This is a genomic window from Streptomyces sp. ADI95-16 (assembly GCF_003721495.1).
Taxonomy (GTDB): domain Bacteria; phylum Actinomycetota; class Actinomycetes; order Streptomycetales; family Streptomycetaceae; genus Streptomyces; species Streptomyces goshikiensis.
The window spans coordinates 6,843,147-6,864,184 of sequence record NZ_CP033581.1; the positions used below are offsets into that span (position 1 = coordinate 6,843,147).

Consider the following 21,038-nt stretch of genomic DNA (forward strand, 5'->3'; position numbering starts at 1 on the left):
CCGTATGACCGGTCGGTGGGTCGGCTGCCCGGATCGAGAGGCCCCGCGGGTTAGCGTGCCCGCATGCCTCGTGAGTACCGGCTGCCATCCCAGCGCCGTACCCGGCTCACCCGCCGGGGCCGGCTGGCCCTCCTCTTCGCCGCGATCGTCGCGGTCGCGGCGGCGGTCATGGTCACCCTGCTGCCCGTTGAGGAAGCGCCCGAGACGCCGCGCCGCCTGCTGATCCCCGAGGGCTGGCGCGCCCCGCAGGTCTACGCTGCCATCGACCGCGAACTGAAGCTCCCGCCGGGCTCCACGAAGGCGGCGGTCGCGACCGCCGCGCTGCCCCTGCCCGCGGAGGCGAAGGGCAACCCGGAGGGCTTCCTCTTCCCCGCGACGTACCCGGTGACCTCGAAGACCACCCCGGGCGAGCTGCTCACGTACATGGTGCGGACGGCGAACGGGAAGCTGGCCACGCCGGCCGTCGCGAACGGCGGCAGGACGCAGGGCATGACCCCGTACCAGACGGCCACCCTCGCCAGCATCATCGAGGCGGAGGCCGACACCCGGGCCGAGATGGGCAAGGTCGCGCGGGTGGTGCACAACCGGCTGGCCAAGTCGATGCCGCTCCAGATGGACTCCACCCTCAACTACGCGCTGAACCGCAGCACGCTGGACGTCACGCTGGACGACACCCGGATCGACCACCCCTTCAACACCTACGAGCGCCAGGGCCTGCCGCCCACGCCGATCGACAGCCCGGGCCTGGCCGCGATGGCGGCCGCGGTCGCGCCCCCGCCGGGGGACTGGCTGTTCTTCGTCACCGTGAAGCCGGGGGACACCCGGTTCTCGGCGACCTACGAGGAGCACAAGAAGCACGTCGCCGAGTTCAACCGGAACCGCGCGGCCGCCGGCCGGGCCCACACGGGGCCCCGCGCGGGCTAGGGCCGGAGCGCGGCGGTGGTGGCGTACCGCTGCGGCGCGGTGCCTTCGGGGGTGGCCGGGCCGCCGGTCTCGCGGGTGAGGAGGCGGCGGATCTCGCGGACGGCGGCGCCGCCCGCGCGGTTGGCGCCGATGGTCGAGGCCGACGGGCCGTAGCCGACCAGGTGGATCCGCTCGTCGCGGACCGCCCGGGTCCCCTCCACCCGGATGCCGCCGCCCGGCTCGCGCAGGCGCAGCGGGGCGAGGTGGTCGACGGCCGCCCGGAATCCGGTGGCCCACAGGATCACATCGGCCTCCACCCGCCGCCCGTCGGCCCAGACGGCGCCCGTCGGCGTGATCCGCTCGAACACGGGCCGGCGGTCCAGTACCCCGGAGTCCAGTCCGGCGCGGACGGCCTCGTTCAGCGGGAGCCCGGTCACGCTCACCACGCTCTGCGGGGGCAGGCCCCGTCGTACCCGCTCGTTCACCAGGGCCACCGCCGCGCGGCCCTCGGCCTCGCCGAAGCCGCCGTCGCGGAACACCGGGGGCCGCCGTGTCACCCAGGTGGTCTCCGCCGCCACCTCGGACACCTCCAGCAGGTGCTGCACGGCCGAGGTGCCGCCGCCCACGACGATCACCCGGGCCCCGGCGAACTCGGCCGGCCCCGGGTAGTCCGCGGTGTGCAGCTGGCGGCCCCGGAACGTCTCCTGGCCGGGGTAGCGCGGCCAGAACGGCCGGTCCCAGGTCCCGGTGGCGTTGATCAGGGCCCGCGCCCGCCAGGTCCCGGCCGAGGACTCGACCAGCAGCCGCCCGTCCGCCCCGCCCCGGACGGCCGTGACGTCCACGGGCCGTCGTACGCGCAGGCCGAAGCGCTCCTCATAGGCGGCGAAGTACTCCCCGATCACCTCCGACGAGGGCCGCAGCGGGTCGGCCCCGGTCAGTTCCATGCCGGGCAGCGCGTGCATCCCGTGCACCCTGCCGTAGGTGAGCGAGGGCCAGCGGTACTGCCAGGCCCCGCCCGGGCGGGGCGCGTGGTCCAGGACCACGTGCCCGATCCCGGCCCGGGCCAGGTGGTAGGCGCTGGACAGGCCCGCCTGCCCGGCCCCGATGACCACCACGTCCACGGCCGCGTGCCCGTCCGCCGCATCCCCCGCAAATTCGTTCACGGTTCTACCAACCCGGCGCGACGACGGGATCTTCCCGCGGCGCGTCAGGCGGCGTCAGTCCGCGTCAGGCGGCCGGGTGCTCGCTGACCCACTCGTAGGCCGTCTCCGCGCTGAACTCCCGCTGGCCACCGCGGAACAGCAGCCCGGCGCCGGTGAAGGCCGGGTCGCCCGAGGTGGTCCGCACGTACGGGACGGCCAGGCAGCCCATGCCGGCCGCGCGGGCGGCCGCGGCGCCCGGCGCCGCGTCCTCGACGACCACGCAGTCGGCGGGGTCCGAGCCGAGGCGCCGGGCCGCCTCCAGGAACACGTCCGGGGCGGGCTTGCCGTGCGTGACCTCCTCGGCGGAGACCACCGTGGTCAGCAGCGCGTCCAGCCCCGTACCCGCGAGCACGGCGTCGATCGCCTCCCGCGAGGAGCCGGAGGCCACCGCCATCGGGACCCCCTCGGAGTGCAGCCGCTCCACGAACTTCCGCATCTCGGGGAAGGTCTCGGTCTGGGCGCGCGCCAGCTCCAGGTAGGCGGCGTTCTGCTCGGCGAGCAGCTGCTCGACCGGCGCCTCGATCCCGTACCGCTCGCGCAGGACCTCCAGCGTCTCCAGGGTGCCGATGCCGATGAACCGGGAGTGCTCCTCCCAGGTGAAATCGGTGACTCCGTGCTTTTCCAGCGTGCGGCGCCCGGACTCGTAGTAGTTCGGCTCGCTGTCCACGAGGGTGCCGTCGAGATCGAATATGACGGAAAGCATCCGTTGTGCCCGTTCTGCCGGTTTCGTACGTGTCCCCACCATCTTGTCAGGGTTTTGAGGCGGCTCGTCCCACGGCCTCGACCAAGGGCAGCAGCCGGTGCGCGACCCGCTCGCGCAGGGCCACCTCCGTACGGGTGCGGACCACGCCCGGGAGCTGGATCAGGCGCTGGATCACGTCCTCCAGGTGCGCGTTGTCCCGCGCCACCACCCGGGTCAGCAGGTCCCCGCCGCCGGTGATCGAAAAGGCCTCGACGATCTCGGGGACGGCGGCCAGCGCGTCGCCGACCTCGTCCAGACGGCCCTGGGTGACCTCGATGTGGACGAACGCCAGGACCGGGTGCCCGAGTGCGGCGGGGGACAGCACCGGACCGGTGCCGGTGATGACCCCGGTGCGCTCCAGCCGGTCCAGCCGGGCCTGGAGGGTGCCGCGCGCCACACCGAGGATCCGGGCGTACTCGCGGACACTGGTGCGCGGCTGCTCGATCAGCAGGCGCAGGATCCGGGTGTCGAGCTCGTCCACCGCCATGCCGTGACTGTACCAATGGCCCAGTGGGGCGATACGCCGGACGCGGGTGCATCCGGCCGCGCCCGCGCGGACGAACCCCCTGGTGAGCGGGGGTCGACGGGGACGAGAGCGGAGACGGTCATGACGGGTGTGCGTTGTCTGGTCACCGGGGCCACCGGCTACATCGGAGGGCGGCTGGTGCCCGAGCTCCTCGACGCCGGCCACCAGGTCCGGTGCCTGGCCCGGTCCCCGGAGAAGCTGCGCGACCACCCCTGGGCCGGGCGCGCCGAGGTCGTGCGCGGCGACGCCACCGACGCGGAATCGGTGGGCGCGGCCATGCGGGACATCGACGTCGCGTACTACCTCGTCCACGCGCTGGGCACCGGATCCCGCTTCGAGGAACGCGACCGCGCCGCCGCCCGGATCTTCGCCGAGCAGGCCGCCGCGCAGGGGGTCCGGCGCGTCGTCTACCTCGGCGGACTCACCCCGGCCGGGATCCCGGTCCAGGAGCTGTCCCCGCACCTGCGCTCCCGCGCCGAGGTCGGGGAGATCCTGCTCGCCGCACCGGTGCCGGCCACCGTGCTGCGCGCGGCCGTCATCATCGGCTCCGGCTCGGCCTCGTTCGAGATGCTGCGCTACCTGACCGAACGGCTGCCCGTGATGGTCACGCCGAGCTGGGTCGGCACCCGCTGCCAGCCGATCGGGGTGCGCGACGTGCTGCGCTACCTCGTCGGCAGCGCCGCGATGCCGCCCGAGGTGAACCGGGCCTTCGACGTAGGCGGCCCGGACGTGGTCACGTACGAGGAGATGATGCGCCGCTACGCCGTCGTGGCGGAACTGCCCAAGCGGCTCATCCTGCGGGTCCCGATGCTCACGCCCAGGCTGTCCAGCCACTGGATCGGCCTGGTCACGCCGGTGCCGCGGGCGCTGGCGCGGCCGCTCGCGGAGTCCCTGCGGCACGAGGTGGTCTGCGGGGAGCACGACATCGCCCGGTACGTGCCGGACCCGCCGGGGACGCCGATCAGCTTCGACGAGGCCCTCGCCCTGGCGCTGCGGCGGGTGCGCGACGCCAAGGTGACCACGCGGTGGTCCTCCGCGTCGCTGCCGGGCGCGCCGAGCGATCCGCTGCCGACGGACCCCGACTGGGCGGGCGGCAGCCTGTACACCGACCGGCGGGAGATCGAGGTCGACGCGAGCCCCGAGGCGCTGTGGCGGGTGGTCGAGGGCATCGGCGGGGACAACGGCTGGTACTCCTTCCCGCTGGCCTGGGCGGTACGGGGCTGGCTCGACCGGCTCGTCGGCGGGGTCGGCATCCGGCGCGGCCGGCGGGACGCGGCGCGGCTGCGGGTGGGGGACTCGCTCGACTTCTGGCGGGTGGAGGAGATCGAACCGGGGCGGCTGCTGAGGCTGCGGGCGGAGATGCGGCTGCCGGGGCTGGCGTGGCTGGAGATGCGGGCGGAGCCGGCGGGTACGGACGGGGGACGCGCGCGGTACCGCCAGCGGGCGGTGTTCCATCCGCGGGGCCTGCTGGGGCACATGTACTGGTGGAGCGTGTCCCCCTTCCACTCGGTGGTCTTCGGCGGCATGGCCCGCAACATCGCCCGCGCGGCCGAACACTGACCCCGGGCCCACGCCCGCCCCCGGCCGGGCGTCGCGCCTTCCCGTCCGGGCGTCGCACCCCTGGCGGGGCGTCATCCCTCGGCCGGGCGCGACACCCTCCCCCGGGCCCACCCCCGCCCGCGGACCCACCCCCGCCCCCGGACCCGGCGCGGCTCCGGCCGGCCGGGGCGCATCCGGGGGGAGGGGGTCGCGCGAAGTAACCGGTGACAGCCTTCCCCCCAGCCCGACGCGGAGCCAGAGCCCATGAACCTCGCGGTGGTCCTGTACACCTCCGACCTGCGCCTGCACGACCATCCCCCGTTGCGCGCGGCCCTGTCCTCCTGCGACCAGGTGGTGCCGCTGTTCGTGCGCGACCGCGGCATCGAGGCCGCCGGGTTCGCCCCGCCCAACCGCACCGCGTTCCTCGCCGACTGCCTCGCCGACCTCGACGCCGGGCTCCGTGAGCGCGGCGGCCGTCTGGTGGTCCGCTCCGGGGACGTCGTCGCCGAGGTGTGCGCCCTCGTCCAGGAAGCCGACGCCGACGAGGTGCACATGGCCGCCGGGGTCAGCGCGTACGCCCACGCCCGCGAGGAGCGGCTGCGCACCGCCCTGGAGACGGAGGGCCGCCGGCTGTACGTGCACGACATGGTCATCACCGCCGTGGCTCCGGGGGCGGTGACGCCCGCCGGGTCCGACCACTTCGCCGTGTTCACCCCGTACTTCCGCCGCTGGGCGGAGCTGCCGCCGAGGGCCGTGGCCGCCGCGCCCCGGGTCGTCCGGGTACCCGAGGACCTCGGCTCCGAGCCGCTGCCCGCCCGCGCCGCCGTCTGCGGGACCTCCCCGGGCCTGGCCGCCGGCGGCGAGAGCGAGGCCCGCCGGCTCCTGACCCGCTGGGTGCGCCACGGCCTCGCCGCGTACGAGGAGACCCACGACGACCTCGCCGGCGACGCCACCTCCCGGCTCTCCCCGCACCTCCACTTCGGCACCCTCTCGCCCACCGAGGCCGTCCAGCGCGCCCGCGCCGCCGGGGGCCCCGGCGCGGAGGCCTTCGTCCGGCAGCTGTGCTGGCGCGACTTCCACCACCAGGTGCTCGCCGCCCGGCCCGCGATCGCCGGCGCCGACTACCGCGGCCGGCAGGACCGCTGGCGCTCCGGCAAGGAGGCCGAGGAGGAGACCGAGGCCTGGAAGGAGGGCCGCACCGGCTACCCCGTGGTCGACGCGGCCATGCGCCAGCTCCGCGAGGAGGGCTGGATGCACAACCGGGGCAGACTGCTCACGGCCAGCTTCCTGACCAAGACCCTGTACGTGGACTGGCGGATCGGGGCCCGCCACTTCCTGGAGCTCCTCGTGGACGGGGACCTCGCCAACAACCAGCTCAACTGGCAGTGGGTGGCGGGCACGGGCACCGACACCCGGCCCAACCGGGTGCTCAACCCCGTCCGGCAGAGCCTGCGCTACGACCCCGAGGGCCGGTACGTGCACCGCTGGGTGCCGGAGCTGGCCGGGCTCGGCGCGCCGTACGTCCACGAGCCGTGGCGGCTGCCGCCCGAGGAGCGCGCCCGGTACGACTATCCCGAGCCGCTCGTACAACTCGCCGACGGGCTCGACCGGTTCAAGCGGGGTCGCGGGATCGAGTAGCTCCCCTCCCCGGATCACGAGCTCCCGAGCCCTGTCCCGGGGCCCGTTCGCTCCTCCGGGTGATCGGCCGCCGCCCGCCCGGGCCGCGCCGTATCGTGAGCCGGATGGACCGCCGGCCGCCGCCCGAAACCCCGCCGGACGCCCCCGCCGCGGCGTTGAGCACCGGCGCTGTCGCCCGACGCCTGGGGGTGTCACCGACCACGATGCGCTCCTGGGAGCGCCGTTACGCCATCGGCCCGGAGCGGCGTGAGGACGGGCGCCACCGCAGGTGGACCCCGCAGGACATCGCCCGGCTGGAGCTGATGTGCCGGCTCACCGCGCGGGGCGTGCCGACGGCCGAGGCGGCGAGGATCGCGCGGGCCGGAGACCCGGACGCCCGCGCCGCAGCCCGGCCCGCGACCGGGGTCCCGCGCGGCAACGACACCCTCCCGCTGGGCACGGTCCGCCCGGAGTGCCGAGGGCTCGCGCGGGCAGCCGTACGACTGGACGCGCCCACCGTGCGGGAACTGCTCGACACCGCACTGGCGGAACACGGGCTGGTCACCGCCTGGGAGGAGGTCATCGCGCCGACCCTGCACGCCATGGGCCGCAAATGGGTCTCGGCGGGGGAGCGTTACGTCGAGGTGGAGCACCTGCTGTCCTGGCAGGTCTCCTCCGCCCTGCACCGGGTCCGGCCCGCGCCCGGCGCGATGGACGCGCCGCCCGTGCTGCTCGCCTGTGTGCCCGGTGAACAGCACACCCTGCCCATCGAGGCGTTGGCCGCGGCCCTCGGCGAGCAGGCCCTGCCGGTGCGGATGTTCGGCGCGGCCCTGCCCGCCGAGGCGCTGCACGACGCGGTACGGCGCACCGGGCCCCGGGCCGTCGTGCTGTGGGCGCAGTCCCGGACGACCGCCGACCGCGCCCTCGCCCGGTCGGTGGCCGGCATCGAGTGGGGGCTGCGGGGCGCTCGCGGACGGTCGGCCCTGCTGCTCGCGGGACCCGGCTGGACCGGGCGCGCCCCCACCGCGCACATCGAGCGGCTGTACGGGCTGCGGTCGGGGCTCGACGTCATCGCCGCGCTGGCGGGGACGGTTCCAGTGCCAGTCTGAGGACGCCGAGCGCCCGCCGCATATGGCTCTTCACGGTGCCCAGCGGCAGGCCGGTGCGGTCGGCGATCTGGGCCTGGGTCAGGTCCCCGTAGAAGGCGAGGCAGAGCACCCGCCGCTGCGCCGACGGCAGCCGGGCCAGTTCGGCGAGGAGCAGCAGCCGGTCCAGGGCCTGCTCCGGACCGGTCCCGGGACCGGGGTGCGCGAGGGCGTCGGGGTGGTGGGCGGCCGCCGCGTCGGCCGCCCGGACCCGCCGGGTCCGGGCCTCCAGGGCGTCGGCCACCTTGTGCCGGGTGATCCCGCTGAGCCAGGCGGCGAGCCCGCCCGGCGCCGTGCCCGGCCGGTAGCCGCGGCGGCCGCGCCAGGCGGCGAGGAACACCTGCTGGGTCACGTCCTCGGCCTCCCGCTCGTCGCCCAGCGCCCGCCAGGCGAGGGAGTGGACGAGCGGGCCCCAGCGGCGGAAGACGGCGTCCACACAGGCCTCGTCGCCCGTCGCGAACCCGGCCGCGATGCGGTGGTCGCCGCCCTCGCGGGGCGGGACGCGACGCTGCCCGGGTTCCCGGCCGCGGGCCTGCTCGCGCGCTCGCGCCTGCGCCCGCTCCGGGCTCTGGTCGGGGCTCTGGTCGTGTCGTGGCCCGGCTTCCGCGTCGTTCATGGGCAGAGCGTCGCGAGTCGTGGCGGCCCGGTACAACGCGCAGCGTTTGCGCAGCGTTTAAGGGGAAGGCGGCCGTTCGGCCGGACGCGTGCCGGTGTACACCCGGGGCCGGCCCAGGTACGTCAGGGCCACCCCAGCACGTTGCCCGTCCGCATCGCGGTGAACACCGGCCCGAGCGCGAGCAGGCTGACCGCCTCGACCAGCCCGGTCGCCACGGCCAGCAGCAGCACCAGCGCGGCCGGCCGCGGCCGTACCGCCCGCTCGTCCACCTCAGCCAGATTCCGCGGAGCGGCCCTCGCCCGCCATGAACCGCCACACCAGGGCGTGCCCCAGCATCACCAGCAGGATCAGCAGCAGCGCCTCCGCCTGGATCGGGCGCAGGCCGACCGCGTCCGCGATCTCGGGCGCCGCGCCCACCACCGCGACCAGCGCGTAGAGCACGGCCACCGCGATCCGGTGCCACCGCAGGCCGGAACCGGTGCCGTCGGCGCGTTCCCGGGTCAGCAGCCGCAGCGTGGACGCGCATCCGACGACGGCGGCCACGATGAACCCCGACCGCCAGATCCCCGGCTGCTCCGTACCTCCCACCTGGGCGAACAGGCCCATCAGCGCGGGCAGCAGGAACGACAGGTAGATCCCGCCGACCACCCGGCGCAGGCCGGGCACGCGCAGCCACTCCGGATGACTCTGCACGACGTTCCACCAGAGCCCGACGAGGGTGAAGCAGGTGGCGGCGAACAGGGCGTAGAACGTGCTCACATCCATGACGCCCGAGAGTGACACGCCCGCCGGGGCCCTGCGGCCCCGACATGCCGGAGGGCTTATGGTCCGAAGGTGAGTGACTTGCTGCTGGTGAGGCACGGTGAGACGGAGTGGAGCGCCAACGGGCGCCACACCGGGCTCACCGACGTGCCGCTGACCCCGAACGGAGTGGAGGAGGCCATCTCGCTGGCCCCCTACTTCCGCGACCGCCGTCCCGACCTGGTGCTGACCAGCCCGCTCCGCCGTGCCGTGGTCACGGCCGAGCTGGCCGGGCTCTCCGGGGGTGTTGCCGATCCCGACCTGTGCGAATGGGACTACGGCGGCTACGAGGGCGTCACCACCGCCGAGATCCAGCGGACCCGGCCGTCCTGGTCGCTGTGGACCGACGGGGTCCCGCCCGGCGACGCGGAGCACCCGGGGGAGAGCGCCGACCAGGTCGGCGCCCGCGCGGACCGCGCCCTGGCCCGGGTCGCGCCGGTCCTGCGCGCCGGCGGGGGCGGCGCCGTCGTGGTCGCCCACGGCCACTTCCTGCGGGTCCTGACCGCCCGCTACCTGGGGCTCGCGCCCGCGGACGGCCGGCTGTTCCTGCTGCGCACGGGCACGGTCAGCGTGCTGTCCACCGAACACGGCCTCCCGGTCATCGCGGGCTGGAACACCCACCCCTGAGCGGCCCGGCCACCGGCGCGCCGCTGCGGGCGTCCCCGGTTCGCCGGTCCCCGATCGCGCGCCGCCGCCGGGTGCGTGAGGATGCGTACATGGCCCACGACCGTGCCGGTGACGGACCGGACACCACGCTCCCGGCGGACGCGGGGCTCAAGGCCGGCGCGATCGGGTTCCTCGACGCCCTCGTCATCGGGCTGAACTCCACCTCGCCCGCGTATTCGCTGGCCGCCGTCCTCGGTCCGATCGTGGCGCTGGTCGGGATCTACGCGCCGGGGGTGATGCTGGCGTCGTTCGTACCGATGCTGCTGATCGCCGCCGCGTTCTACTACCTCAACAAGGTGGACCAGGACTGCGGGACGACCTTCTCGTGGGTGACCCGGGCCATGGGCCCCTGGGCCGGCTGGCTCGGCGGCTGGGCGATCACCATGACCGGCGTCCTGGTCATCGGCTCGCTGGCCGACGTCGCCGTCCACTTCGGGCTGCTCGCCTTCGGCCTGGACGGCATGGCGACGAACCAGGTGGTCCGCCAGACCCTGACCGTCGTGGTGATCCTCGTGATGACGGCCATCTGCGTCATCGGCACCGAACTGTCGGCCCACCTCCAGGACATCCTCATCCTCGCCCAGGTCTTCTTCCTGCTGGCCTTCGCCTTGGTCGCCATCTACCGCGTGTACGCGGGCACCAGCACCCTCGACCCGGTCGAACCGTCCATCACCTGGCTCAACCCCTTCGGCGCGGGCGGCTCCGCCCTCACCGCCGGCCTGCTGCTCGGCGTGTTCATCTACTGGGGCTGGGAGTCCGCGGTGAACCTCACCGAGGAGGTCGAGAACTCCGCCACGGCGCCCGGCAAGGCCGGCATCTGGTCGACCGTGGTGCTGCTGGTGACCTACCTCGCCGTGGGCTACGCCGTCGTCGCGTACGCCGGAACCCGGTTCCTCGCCGACAACGCGGGCGAGGAGGAGGCCATCTTCGCCGTCCTCGCGCACGAGGTGATGGGCGGCTGGGACTGGATGGTGCTCCTCGCCGTCTCCACCTCCGCGCTCGCCTCCACGCAGACCACCATCATCCCGGCCTCCCGGACGGCCCTGTCCATGGCCCGCAGGCACGCGCTGCCGCCGCACCTGGCCCACATCCACCCGCGCTTCCGGACCCCGGACGTGAGCACCTGGTGGGTGGCCGGCATCGCCATCGCCTGGTACCTCGTCGTGAACCAGATCAGCGAGAACGCCCTCCTGGACTCGCTGACCGCGCTCTCCCTGCTCATCGCCTTCTACTACGCGCTCACCGGCCTGGCCTGCGTGATCTACTACCGCCGCCACCTGTTCGAGAGCGTGCACAACTTCCTGCTGATCGGCCTCGGGCCGCTGGTCGGCGCCGGCCTGCTGGCCTGGCTGCTGGTGGAGTCGGTGGGCGACATGTCGAACCCGGAGAACTCGGCCAGCGGGATCTCCTGGTTCGGGCTGGGCCCCCCGCTGGTCATCGGGGTCGGGATCGCCGTGGTCGGCGTGCTGATCATGTGCTTCTGGCGGGTCCGGGACGGCAGGTTCTGGCAGGAGCGCCGCGGCGTCGCCGACCCGGACCTCGTCCACGGCAAGAAGTGAGGAACCCCTGATGTCCGTGGTCCTGGGGTACGACGAGTCGCCCGGCGCCGAGCGCGCCCTGCACGTGGCGCTCGAAGTCGCCACCGCCTTCGGCGAGCCGCTCGTCCTCGTCTACGGCGCGGCCGCGCCCGGCGCCACCGGGGAGGAGTACCGCGCGCACCGCGAGGCAGTCCTCCAGGCGGGGCGCAGCGCCCTCGCGCGGGCCGTCGCGGCCGCCGACGAGGCGGGCGTGCCCTCCACGGTCGAGGTCGTCGACGAGAAGCCCGCACAGGCCCTGCTCGACGCCGCGCGGCGGCACGACGCCCGCGTCATCATCGTGGGCAGCTGGGGGGACAGCCCGATCCGGGGCGCCCTGCTGGGCTCCACCCCGCACAAGCTGCTGCACCTGTCGCCGATCCCCGTCCTGTGCGTGCCGACGGAGAGTGCGGGCACGCCGTAGGGGAGCCCCCGACAGCGTGCATCGGGGCCAAGTGCGGCACCGTACCAGCCTTTCGAGGTGTTGCCCGGATGTTTGTCCGTTCGTGATGGTGCTGCGACACAGCCCCCACAACTGGCACTAGCGTCCCTTGCCACCCGGGAGCGCGGGTGGACACGGCACGAATGTCGGAGCCTCCGACCCCGCATCCCTCCCGGCCCAGGAGCCAAGGAGGCACAGTGCTGTCATTCCGTCGGTCGACCGTCGGGAGCTTGTCGCTCGCGTCGAAACACGTGATCGGCACGGGCGTTGTCATCGGCGCCCTCGCCTTCACACTGATCGCGTTGCTGATCCCCGTCCAGAGCTTCGGCGGAACGACCGCCGCGGCCGCGGCGGCCCCCGCCGGCACGGACGACGGCGCGGGGACGATCAGCACGGCCTTCGGGCCCCTTACCCCCCAGGACCGGGACTTCATCCGCAAGGTGAGGCTCGCCGGCCTCTGGGAACTGCCCTCGGGACGGCAGGCGCAGCAGCGCGGTACCCGCCCCGCGATTCGCACCGCCGGGCAGCATCTGATCGACGGTCACACCGAACTGGACCGGCGGGTCATCGAAGTGGGCCAGGCCCTCGCCGTCGATCTCCCCAATCAGCCCAGCGACCAACAGCAGGACTGGCTACGCCAGATGGACCAGGCCCAGGGAGCCCAGTACGAACGGCTTTTCGTCCAGCTGCTGCGCAGGGCGCACGGCAAGGTGTTCCAGCTGATAGCCCAGATACGGGCGCAGACACGCAACTCCATGGTGCGGGCCCTGGCCAACGACGCCAACACCACAGTCCTGGACCACATCACGGTCCTTGAGGACAGCGGGCTGGTCGATTTCGACGGCCTCGCGGACGCCTCCCCGTCCCCCTCCACCGTTTCCCCACCGACGAAGTGAAGTGATCGCATGAGTCAAAAGGGCCATAAACGCCGCCTCAAGCCCGCGCACAAAGCCCTCGCGGCAGTGTCCGCCCTCGTACTGGGCGGCGGCGGGATCATGATCATCGCCCAGGGCGCTTCCGCCGGGCAGGGCTCCAGGGCCCCGGTGACCGCGACCATCGATTGTCCTGACGTGGGCGACAAGCTGACCAACGTCCCCCAAGCGGTGCGCACCGACGTGGACAAGAACCTCGCCCAGCTGGACACCCAGATCGCCAACGCCTACCAGAAACTGTCCACGGGCCAGGCCCGCGGCGACGCGCTGCTCGGCCAGCTGAAGCAGCAGCGGGGCCAGACCATCGACCAGCTGGCCAATTCGATCGGCAAGTCCGCCGAACGCCCCAAGGGGATGGAGTCCCTCGTCGCCTGCACGATGAAGCAGGCCGCGGCCGCCGATCCGGCGGACGGGGGAGCCGCCCAGAACGCCGCGGCGAAGGGCGCCGCCGCGCAGGGGAAGGCCCCCCAGGGCAAGGGCGGCCCGGCCCGCAGCGACTTCGTCTCCATCTCCTCCATACGTCCCAATGTGAAGACGCCCGCCAACCGGAACGGCGCGTCCACCGGTTCCCTCTCCGTGCAGTGCGGCCGCAACGAGAACAACCACTTCAACCCGGACAACGTCATCGTGGCCCCCGGCGTGAGCAACGGGGCCCACCACATGCACGACTACGTCGGCAACAAGATCACGGACGCCTTCTCCACCAACAACAGCCTCGCCGCCGCCGGCACCACCTGCACCAACGGTGACCAGTCCGCGTACTACTGGCCCGTGCTGCGGCTGCGCGACGGCCGGGCCGAGAAGGACGTCAACGCGCCCGGCGGCGGCCAGGACGCCAACGTCGGCACCATCTTGAAGCCCAAGCAGGTCACGACCGATTTCAAGGGCAGCCCCAACAGCAAGGTCACGGCCATGCCGCGCTTCCTGCGCATCATCACCGGTGACGCCAAGGCCTTCACCAACGGCCCGGGCAACGCCAACGCCTCCTGGAGCTGCACCGGATTCGAGAACCGCCAGCTGAAGGACAAGTACCCGACGTGCCCCAAGGGCAGCGACGTGGTGCGCACCTTCAAGTTCCAGAGCTGCTGGGACGGCAAGAACATCGACAGCGCCAACCACCGCACCCACGTGGCCTTCGCCAACGCCAACGGCAGCTGCCCGAACGGCTTCAAGGCCATTCCGCAGCTGGTGCAGCGGATCGTCTACGCGGTGCCGGCCGGCTCCCAGTTCGCCGTGGACAGCTTCCCCGAGCAGTTGCACAAGCCGGTGACCGACCACGGCGACTTCATCAACGTCATGAAGGACGCTCTGATGGCCAACGCGGTGCGCTGCATCAACGACGGCCGCGCGTGCCGTTGACCGGCTGACGGCCGGCTGACAGCCGGCCGTTCCCCTGACCGGTCGCCCCCCAACCCCGACGGGTCGGCCACCTGACCGGCCGATCCGCCCGGTCCTCGGGCGGCGCTCACCCTCCCACCCTCCCCAGCGTCGCACCGAGAGCGGTGCCGGTCCGAAGAGACTTCGGACCGGCACCGCGTACGCGTTTTCCGCCGCGGTCGCCGCCGACACCGCGGGGGAGCCCGCGTACCGCCGCCCGACGGGGCCCGCGGGCCCTCGAACACACGAGGAGTGTCATGTCCGGCTCTCGTCAGACCACGGCCGGTCCGCACCACGAGGGCGGCGTGCCCGAAGCCCCGCCGCCCTCCGACCGGGACCTCACCCGCAGGCTCAGACGGTCCTTCGCGTCCGGTGCGGTGGACCAGGCCGTCTGCGATCTCCTGTACCGGCGCCACCGCGCCGCCGTGCTCGCCTGCGCCCGTGCCTGCTGCCGGGTCCCGCAGGACGCCGAGGACCTCGTCTCCGAGGCCTTCATGCGCACCTTCCAGGCCGTCCGGTCCGGGGCGGGTCCCCGGGACGGCTGGCGGCCGTACCTCTTGACCGTCGTACGTCACACCGCCATCGAGTGGCGGGCCGGAGACGGCCGGACCGTCCTGACGCCCGACGTCGAGGCCTGGTGCCGGCCCGGGCCGGCCGGGGGTGACCCGCAGCGCCAGCTGCTGGACAGCGAGGACCGCCGGCTCGTCGCCCGCTCCTTCCACACGCTGCCCGAGCGCTGGAAGGCCGTCCTGTGGCACACGCTCGTGGAGGACGACTGCCCGCACCACGTTCCGCTGCTGCTGGGCATCACCCCGAGCGCCGTCACCTCGCTGGCCTTCCGCGCCCGTGAGGGGCTGCGCGAGGCGTATCTGACCGCCCATCTGGTCGCGGCGCCCGACGAGCGGTGCCGCGGCTACGGCGCCGCGCTCGGGGCGGCGGCCCGGCGGCGCGGGCGCCCCGGCGGGCGCGGTCTCGCCCGGCACCTGGAGTCCTGCCGGTTCTGCTCGCGGGCCTACGCCGAACTGCTCGACCTCGACGCCGCCTTGCGCACCGGGGCCTGCGCCGTCCTCGCCGACCGTTAGACGCACCGACCGTTAGACGCACCGACCGTTAGACGCGCCGGCCGCTCCGGCCGTTCGGATACGCCGACCGCTGGACGCGCCGGCGGCCCCGGCCCCTCCCGCCGGTATGCGGGGGAGGGGCCGGGGCCGCCGGACGGTCTGTTGTTTAGAGGCCGTTGACGCGGGCCATGCGCCCCACGCCCACCGCGGGACGGAAGTCGGCCGTCACCGCGCGGGCCCGGCGGGTCACCCGGGAGTGCTGGCGCCGTACCTGGGCGATCAGACGGCGGCTGCGCAGGGCCATCTCCAGTTCGAAGCGGGTGCGCGGGTCGCGCAGTCCGGGTCCGAAGAGCTTCTCCAGCTGCCGCATGCGGTAGCGCACGGTCTGGGGGTGCACGCTCAGGGCCTTCGCGGCCTCGGGTGCGCCACCTCCCTCCAGCCAGGCGAGGAGGGTGACTTCGAGCCGCTCGCTCTGGCGTGGCGTCAGGTCCGCCAGCGGCCGCAGCCAGCGGGCGGCGAGGGCGTGGGCCAGGGGCTCGTCCTGGAGCAGCAACAGGGTCGAGAGGTGGTCGTCGACGAAGATGGCCCGCGCTTCCATGCCGGCGCGGGCCGGGGTCAGGGAGAGCAGCCGCAGCGCCCAGCGCAGCGAGGAGGCGGTGTCCCGCAGCGGGACGGTGTGGCCGACGGCGGCGAACCGCCCGCGCAGCGCGGCCTCCAGGACGGTACGTGCCTCCGGGTCGGGGCTGGGGACCAGCAGGCAGGGCTGGGCCCCGACCATGCCGGCGAGGGCGTCGTCCACGAGGGCCGCCAGCTGCTGGGTTTCGCCGGGGGAGGCGAGGGCGACGACCCGTACTTCGGAGGGGAGCGGCCAGCCGGCGACCCGGGAGAGTTCGGCCAGTGCAATTTCAGACATGGCCATGTCACTCGTAAGCGCGGCGAAGAGCTCGCGCCGGGCGCGTTCGGGCGCTGTGCCGAGCCCCTCCGGGGGGACGACCTTCAGGGGGGCGGCGTGCGCACGTCGGCGCGGATCGGAGGGGGATTCTCCGTGGGGGGAGCGGGGCCGTGGGATTCCGGGGCTCGCGTCGCGCACGTCGTGCCCGGCCGGGGCCGCGTCGTGCTCCGGCGCCCTGCCGCGCTCCGCGGCCCGGCCGTGTTCGGCGCGCTCGCCGCCCTGCTGTCGCGGCGTCGCGCACTCGTTGTACCCGAGGACGGTCAGCAGACTCGCCTCTACCCGCTCTCTGGCCGCCTCGTCGCCGATGTCCTCCACCAACTCGGAGAACCCGGGGATCCCCTCACGGAGCTCCTCCACTATCCCGGCGGCGAGCGCGGGCAGCTCCTTTCGCAGGACTCGGGTCCATTCCCCGCGGGGGCGGGACCAGATGCGGTTCAGAAGTTCGCACATTGTTACCTCGTTCATGCCGGGGTTGACCTGTCCCTTGGAAGGGGTGACAAGCCCTTCGAGGCCGCTTCCTTCCCCACCGGCAACGGCGCCGGCGAGGCGGTCGAGCACCTCTACTCCTTCCAGGAGTGCGTCATCCACTTGCAGTCCCGCGACTTTGCCTCGATTTTGCCGTCGGGGAGGTGTGGCAGCGAACGAGGCGTCAACCACGTCGCAGCCGCACCGCTGGAACGGAATCTTCCGGGGGTGCTGGGGTTGATGATGCCGCGCGACCCAGAAGTTGTCACGATTAGATAAATACTGTGGAGGCGTTGCGAAGCTCCACAATGCTTCTGCACTCCGGCCCCCCGCTCCCCGGTCGGCGAGACATCCATCTCCCGCCCGCCACGGAGCAGTTCCGACGACTACCCCGGGCGCCGAGTGCGAGGTGGAGTGCTCGGGCCTGGGCGTATGGGAGAACGCGATGCCCTTGCCCCTGACCCGAACGCCGAGCTCACACCGAGCCGGCCAAACCAGACGCCATGCCGGCGCGGCGCCCGCCGCGGCCGCCGGACGGCGGGCCTTCCGGCGGGCTCCCCTGCTGTCCTCGGGCGGCGGCCCGCGCCCCGCCGCGCTCGCGCTCGGCGCGCTCGCCGCCCTGATCTCGCTGGGCGTGGCCGCCCGCGCGGGTGCCTTCAGCCGGCTGTGGGACTTCCTCGACTACGGGGCGGGCGTGCTCTCGCTCGTCTCCCTGACCTCCGCCGTCCTGTGGGGCCTGGCGGCCACCGACCGCAAGGTCCTGACATCCGGTCACCGGCTGCTCGCCCAGGGCGTGCACCGCGGCCTCGCGGTCTCCGGACTGGCCTTCCTGGCCCTGCACGTCTGGGTCAAGGTCGCGGAGTCCCATACGGGAGCCACGTCCATATTCCTGCCCCTGGCGGACCGGAATAAGCCCGTCCTCATCGGACTCGGCACCCTGGCCGGCTACCTCTTCGTAGCGGTCGCCGTCTCCGGCGCCGTGCGCAGCGCCTTCGCCACCAAGGGCCGCTCCATGTGGTGGCGCGCCCTCCACATGGGCGCGTACCCGGCCTGGGGTGCCTCTCTGATCCACGGGCTCAAGGCCGGCCGCCCCGCGGCCCCCTGGGTGACCGTGTCCTACGGCCTGGGCCTCGTGGGCATGGCCGTGATCCTCGCCATCCGCCTGCGGGCGCGGCTGCGGGCCAAGCCCACCCCGGCCGACACCCCGGCCGCCGCGAAGCCCGCCGCGAAGTCCGCCGCGAAGTCCGGCGCGAAGCCCGCGGCGCCCGGACGGCAGGGGCCGCCCCGGGCCCCGCGGCCGTTGGTACGGCAGCCGGCCGAGCGGTCCGTGGAGCAACTGGCGGCGCGGCCGGTGGAGCAACTGGAGTGGCGCCCCACCGACCAGCCGGAGGAACAGGAGCCGGCCGAGTTCCGGCCCGCCTACGACCCCTCGTACGAAACGGCCGCCCAGGTCGTGGAGCAGCCCTACGCCCAGCCCGGCTACGCCCAGCCGGGCTATGCGCAGCCCGGCTACGCGCAGCCCGGCTACGCCCAGCCCTCCTACGCCCAGTCCTTCGACGAGACGATCCAGCAGCCGATCCTCCCGATGGGACGGCCCGGCGAACAGCCTCCCAGCCGGGCGGCGTTCACCGCGGACGGCGTCGGAGGGTACTCCTCGGTGTTCATCCCCAGCATGCGCGGACCCGCCTCGGACGGTTTGCCCGGTGAGCCCCTCGACGGGCTGCGGGGGCGTCAGTGACGAGCCTGGTAGAGCCGACGCTCGGCTGTGTGGGGCAGCCGAGACTGCTGGCTGGACTGGACACCGCCGCGCGGCTGGACCGCGTGGGGCACCTCACCGTGCACGGGGCACTGCCCCAGTACCGCGTCGATGACCTCATCGATCTGGCCGAGGCCATCGACCTGAGAGGTCGCGGCGGAGCGGGCTTCCCGTTCCACCGCAAACTGCGGGCCGTGATGCGCTCCGCGCGGGCCAAGGAGGGGCGCAGCGCCGTCGTCGTCAATGCCAGTGAGGGCGAACCGAGCTGCCTCAAGGACACCGCGCTGCTGCTGCACGTCCCGCACGTGGTGCTCGACGGCGCCCAGCTGGCCGCCGACGCGCTCGGTGCCGAGGACGTGGTCGTGGGCGTGACCCGGGACGACGTGGAGCGGTCGGTGCGCGACGCGATCGCCGAACGCGGCCCGGGCACCCGGCTCCGTGTCAGCCGGCTGCCCGAGCGCTTCGTCACGGGCGAGGGCACCTCGATGATCAACGGGATCGAGGGCAACCCCGCGGTGCCCAACGGCCAGAAGGTACGGACCAGCGAACGGGGCCTGACCGGCCTGCCCACCCTGCTGTCCAACACGGAGACGTACGCCCAGCTCGCCATCGCCGCACGGCTCGGCGCGGCGGGCTACAACTCGGTGGGCCTGCCGGCCGAACCGGGCACCCTGATGCTCACCGTCAGCGGTGCCACGGCCGTCGAGATCCCGAGCGGGACCTCGCTGGCGTACGTCCTGGAGCTGTGCGGCTCCAGTCCCGGCCAGGGCGTCCTGGTCGGCGGCTACCACGGCCGGTGGCTCACCCCGGAGGACGCCAGCCAGGCGCTGCTCTCCCGGCAGTCCCTGGCCGCGTTCGACGCGGTGCTCGGGGCCGGCGCGGTGCTGCCGCTGCCCGAGGACACCTGCCCGGCCGGCGAGGTGGCCCGGGTGACCCGCTGGATGGCGGACGAGACCGCGGGCCAGTGCGGGCCCTGCGTCAGAGGGCTCCCCTCGCTCGCGACCGCCGTGGAGCAGATGGTCGCCGGGGGAGGGCGGGCCACCTTCGAAGCCGTGGAGGCCCGGATGCGCGCCGTGCGGGGCCGCGGAGCGTGCAGCCACCCAGACGGCACCTCCGGCTTCGTGGCGTCCGCGCTCAACGTCTTCGCGGACGAACTGCGCGACCACGCCCTCGGCAGCGGCTGCGGGCGGCGCGTGGTCGGCGCCCTGCCGGTGCCCGCCGACGAGACTCCCGAACGGCTCGTCGTGGACTGGACGTTGTGCAGGGGGCACGGGCTCTGCGTGGACCTGCTGCCCGACGTCGTACGGCTGGACGCCGACGGATTCCCGGACAAGGCGGTCATGCCGGTCCCCGGGCGGCTGCGGCCGATGGCGCTTCGCGCCATCCGCCGCTGCCCCGCGCTCGCCCTGCGTATTCAGGAATGACCTCCCGGTGAACGGCCTAGGTCGGTCCGAGTTCACCCTTTGGCGCGATCTGACAAATTCCGGGTGATCCGAATTCGAGGGGCTCCGCAGGTTCTATGAATAAGGCAGTACACGAAAACACCGGATGGAACCCGAAGGAGTGATCGTGAAGAACAAGCGTCGTGGGATGGCAGCCGGATCAGTGGCCGCGGTAATACTGCTGGCGGCAGGATGCGGAGCCGGTGACAGCACGTCCGCGAAGAGCGCGAATTCCGTTCTGCCGGCGAGTGACAGCAAGGCCATCGGAAGCGGATACGGAGCGGATTCGGGATACGGGTCCGGCGGCACCGGAGCGGACCCGTCGGGCGGCTCGGCAGCCGGCGCCGGGGACAAGGCCGGGCCGGCCGGACAGCTGGCCGTACGGGACATCCCGGACGTGGGCAGCGTGGTCACCGACAACGCCGGGGCCACCCTCTACCGCTTCGACAAGGACGGCAACAAGCCTCCCAAGTCCAACTGCGACGGGGACTGCGCCAAGACCTGGCCCGCGGTACCGGCCTCCGACGCCTCGGCCTCCGAGGGCATCGACGCCGCGCTGCTCGGCGAGGTGGTCCGGACCGACGGCAGCAAGCAGCTGACGCTCGGCGGCTGGCCCGTCTACCGCTACGCCAAGGACACCCAGGCGGGCGACGCGAAGGGCGAGGGCGTCGGCGGCGTGTGGCACGCGCTGGCGGCCGACGGGAAGAAGGCCATCGATCAGAAGGGCGGTGGCGCGAAGGGCGGCGAGAAGGGCGCCGAGCAGGGCGGGGGAGGCGAGTACGGAGCCGGCCAGGACAGCGCTCAGAAACCCGCCGCCGGAACGGGCGATAAGACCGGAAAGGCGGGTGCGGAACTCTCCATAGTGGCCAATGAAAAGCTCGGAAAGATTCTGGTGGATGCCGAGGGGCGCACGCTCTACCGATTCAACAAGGACAGCGCCTGGCCGATGAAGTTCGGCTGCCTCGGAGCCTGCCTGGACACCTGGAAGCCCGCCGCCCCCGTGGACAAGGCGAAGGCGTCCGGAATTCCGTCCGCACTGGTCGGGTCCGTGAAGCGGCCGGACGGATCGATGCAGCTGACCATCGACTGCTGGCCCGTCTACCTGTTCACCGGTGACACCGAGCCCGGCCAGACGAACGGGCACAACAAGCAGGGTCTCTGGTTCGCGGTGAACGAGGCCGGCAAGAAGGTCCCCGCGGCCGGATAGTCCGAGGCCCCTGACCCGAGCCGACCCGGACCGACCGACCGATCGAAGACCGAAACGGTGCGAGAGCCGTGTC

General features: G+C 73.5%; 20 protein-coding genes. 13 read left to right on the forward strand and 7 right to left on the reverse strand.

Going from position 1 to position 21,038, the window contains the following annotated elements; all coding sequences use genetic code 11:
- The first annotated feature begins 63 nt into the window (after window positions 1-63).
- Window positions 64-924 (forward strand): endolytic transglycosylase MltG, encoded by an 861-nt coding sequence (mltG, locus tag EES41_RS30480; RefSeq protein ID WP_123081193.1) that lies wholly within the window; start codon window positions 64-66, stop codon window positions 922-924.
- On the opposite strand, the gene EES41_RS30485 is transcribed toward mltG, so the two are convergent.
- From EES41_RS30485 to EES41_RS30495, 3 genes are all read right to left on the reverse strand, one after another.
- Window positions 921-2,066 (reverse strand): NAD(P)/FAD-dependent oxidoreductase, encoded by a 1,146-nt coding sequence (locus EES41_RS30485; RefSeq protein WP_254211617.1) that lies wholly within the window; start codon window positions 2,064-2,066, stop codon window positions 921-923. The two genes, mltG and EES41_RS30485, sit on opposite strands and share 4 nt — an antisense overlap.
- Before the next feature lie 64 nt (window positions 2,067-2,130).
- Window positions 2,131-2,808, reverse strand: coding sequence for an HAD family phosphatase (locus EES41_RS30490; protein ID WP_123081195.1), 678 nt, complete (start codon window positions 2,806-2,808; stop codon window positions 2,131-2,133).
- 46 nt (window positions 2,809-2,854) lie between these two features.
- Entirely contained in the window at window positions 2,855-3,334 is a 480-nt protein-coding gene (locus EES41_RS30495; protein ID WP_037798640.1) for an Lrp/AsnC family transcriptional regulator, read from the reverse strand.
- A 120-nt stretch (window positions 3,335-3,454) separates the two neighbouring features.
- Between EES41_RS30495 and EES41_RS30500 the strand changes: the two genes are divergently transcribed.
- The 3 genes from EES41_RS30500 to EES41_RS30510 all read left to right on the forward strand — a co-directional run bounded on the left by EES41_RS30500 (window position 3,455) and on the right by EES41_RS30510 (window position 7,638).
- Entirely contained in the window at window positions 3,455-4,933 is a 1,479-nt protein-coding gene (locus EES41_RS30500) for an SDR family oxidoreductase (RefSeq protein WP_123081196.1), read from the forward strand.
- Window positions 4,934-5,176: 243 nt separating this feature from the next.
- Window positions 5,177-6,550 carry a deoxyribodipyrimidine photo-lyase gene (locus EES41_RS30505; RefSeq protein WP_123081197.1) on the forward strand — a complete coding sequence of 458 codons (1,374 nt, stop codon included), beginning with the start codon at window positions 5,177-5,179 and terminating at the stop codon, window positions 6,548-6,550.
- A gap of 104 nt (window positions 6,551-6,654) precedes the next feature.
- Entirely contained in the window at window positions 6,655-7,638 is a 984-nt protein-coding gene (locus EES41_RS30510; RefSeq protein WP_174261766.1) for a MerR family transcriptional regulator, read from the forward strand.
- On the opposite strand, the gene EES41_RS30515 is transcribed toward EES41_RS30510, so the two are convergent.
- The 3 genes from EES41_RS30515 to EES41_RS30525 form a co-directional block, all read right to left on the reverse strand.
- Window positions 7,598-8,290: an RNA polymerase sigma factor gene (locus tag EES41_RS30515; RefSeq protein WP_123081198.1), complete on the reverse strand. Its 693-nt coding sequence runs from the start codon at window positions 8,288-8,290 to the stop codon at window positions 7,598-7,600. The two genes, EES41_RS30510 and EES41_RS30515, sit on opposite strands and share 41 nt — an antisense overlap.
- Window positions 8,291-8,412: 122 nt before the next feature.
- Window positions 8,413-8,559 carry a DUF1275 family protein gene (locus EES41_RS30520; protein ID WP_123081199.1) on the reverse strand — a complete coding sequence of 49 codons (147 nt, stop codon included), beginning with the start codon at window positions 8,557-8,559 and terminating at the stop codon, window positions 8,413-8,415.
- Window position 8,560: 1 nt separating this feature from the next.
- The gene (locus EES41_RS30525) at window positions 8,561-9,055 is read right to left on the reverse strand and encodes a hypothetical protein (RefSeq protein ID WP_123081200.1); all 495 of its coding nucleotides are present in this window, start codon (window positions 9,053-9,055) and stop codon (window positions 8,561-8,563) included.
- 69 nt (window positions 9,056-9,124) lie between these two features.
- On the opposite strand from EES41_RS30525, the gene EES41_RS30530 reads away from it, so the two are divergent.
- The 6 genes from EES41_RS30530 (at window position 9,125) to EES41_RS30555 (ending at window position 15,164) form a co-directional block, all read left to right on the forward strand.
- A complete protein-coding gene (locus EES41_RS30530) occupies window positions 9,125-9,718 on the forward strand; it encodes a histidine phosphatase family protein (protein WP_123081201.1) in 594 nt (197 codons plus the stop codon).
- Window positions 9,719-9,807: 89 nt separating this feature from the next.
- Complete coding sequence (locus EES41_RS30535; protein ID WP_123081202.1) at window positions 9,808-11,316, forward strand: APC family permease; 1,509 nt, start codon at window positions 9,808-9,810, stop codon at window positions 11,314-11,316.
- Window positions 11,317-11,326: 10 nt separating this feature from the next.
- Complete coding sequence (locus EES41_RS30540) at window positions 11,327-11,755, forward strand: universal stress protein (RefSeq protein ID WP_073796701.1); 429 nt, start codon at window positions 11,327-11,329, stop codon at window positions 11,753-11,755.
- Window positions 11,756-11,901: 146 nt separating this feature from the next.
- Complete coding sequence (locus EES41_RS30545; protein WP_123081203.1) at window positions 11,902-12,669, forward strand: DUF4142 domain-containing protein; 768 nt, start codon at window positions 11,902-11,904, stop codon at window positions 12,667-12,669.
- A 9-nt stretch (window positions 12,670-12,678) separates the two neighbouring features.
- The gene (locus EES41_RS30550) at window positions 12,679-14,064 is read left to right on the forward strand and encodes a DUF1996 domain-containing protein (RefSeq protein ID WP_123081204.1); all 1,386 of its coding nucleotides are present in this window, start codon (window positions 12,679-12,681) and stop codon (window positions 14,062-14,064) included.
- A gap of 275 nt (window positions 14,065-14,339) precedes the next feature.
- Entirely contained in the window at window positions 14,340-15,164 is an 825-nt protein-coding gene (locus EES41_RS30555) for an RNA polymerase sigma factor (protein ID WP_123081205.1), read from the forward strand.
- Between the two features lie 145 nt (window positions 15,165-15,309).
- Here EES41_RS30555 and EES41_RS30560 read toward each other — a convergent pair whose 3' ends face one another.
- On the reverse strand, window positions 15,310-16,545 hold the full coding sequence (locus EES41_RS30560) for a CdaR family transcriptional regulator (RefSeq protein ID WP_123081206.1): 1,236 nt from the start codon (window positions 16,543-16,545) through the stop codon (window positions 15,310-15,312).
- A gap of 460 nt (window positions 16,546-17,005) precedes the next feature.
- Here EES41_RS30560 and EES41_RS42400 point away from each other — a divergent pair, with 460 nt between their 5' ends.
- The 3 genes from EES41_RS42400 (at window position 17,006) to EES41_RS30575 (ending at window position 20,965) form a co-directional block, all read left to right on the forward strand.
- The gene (locus tag EES41_RS42400; RefSeq protein WP_214354704.1) at window positions 17,006-18,298 is read left to right on the forward strand and encodes a hypothetical protein; all 1,293 of its coding nucleotides are present in this window, start codon (window positions 17,006-17,008) and stop codon (window positions 18,296-18,298) included.
- Complete coding sequence (locus EES41_RS30570) at window positions 18,295-19,740, forward strand: NADH-quinone oxidoreductase subunit NuoF family protein (protein ID WP_008740162.1); 1,446 nt, start codon at window positions 18,295-18,297, stop codon at window positions 19,738-19,740. Before EES41_RS42400 ends, EES41_RS30570 begins: the two co-directional genes overlap by 4 nt.
- Window positions 19,741-19,885: 145 nt before the next feature.
- The gene (locus EES41_RS30575; protein ID WP_254211618.1) at window positions 19,886-20,965 is read left to right on the forward strand and encodes an SCO0930 family lipoprotein; all 1,080 of its coding nucleotides are present in this window, start codon (window positions 19,886-19,888) and stop codon (window positions 20,963-20,965) included.
- Window positions 20,966-21,038: the final 73 nt, after the last annotated feature.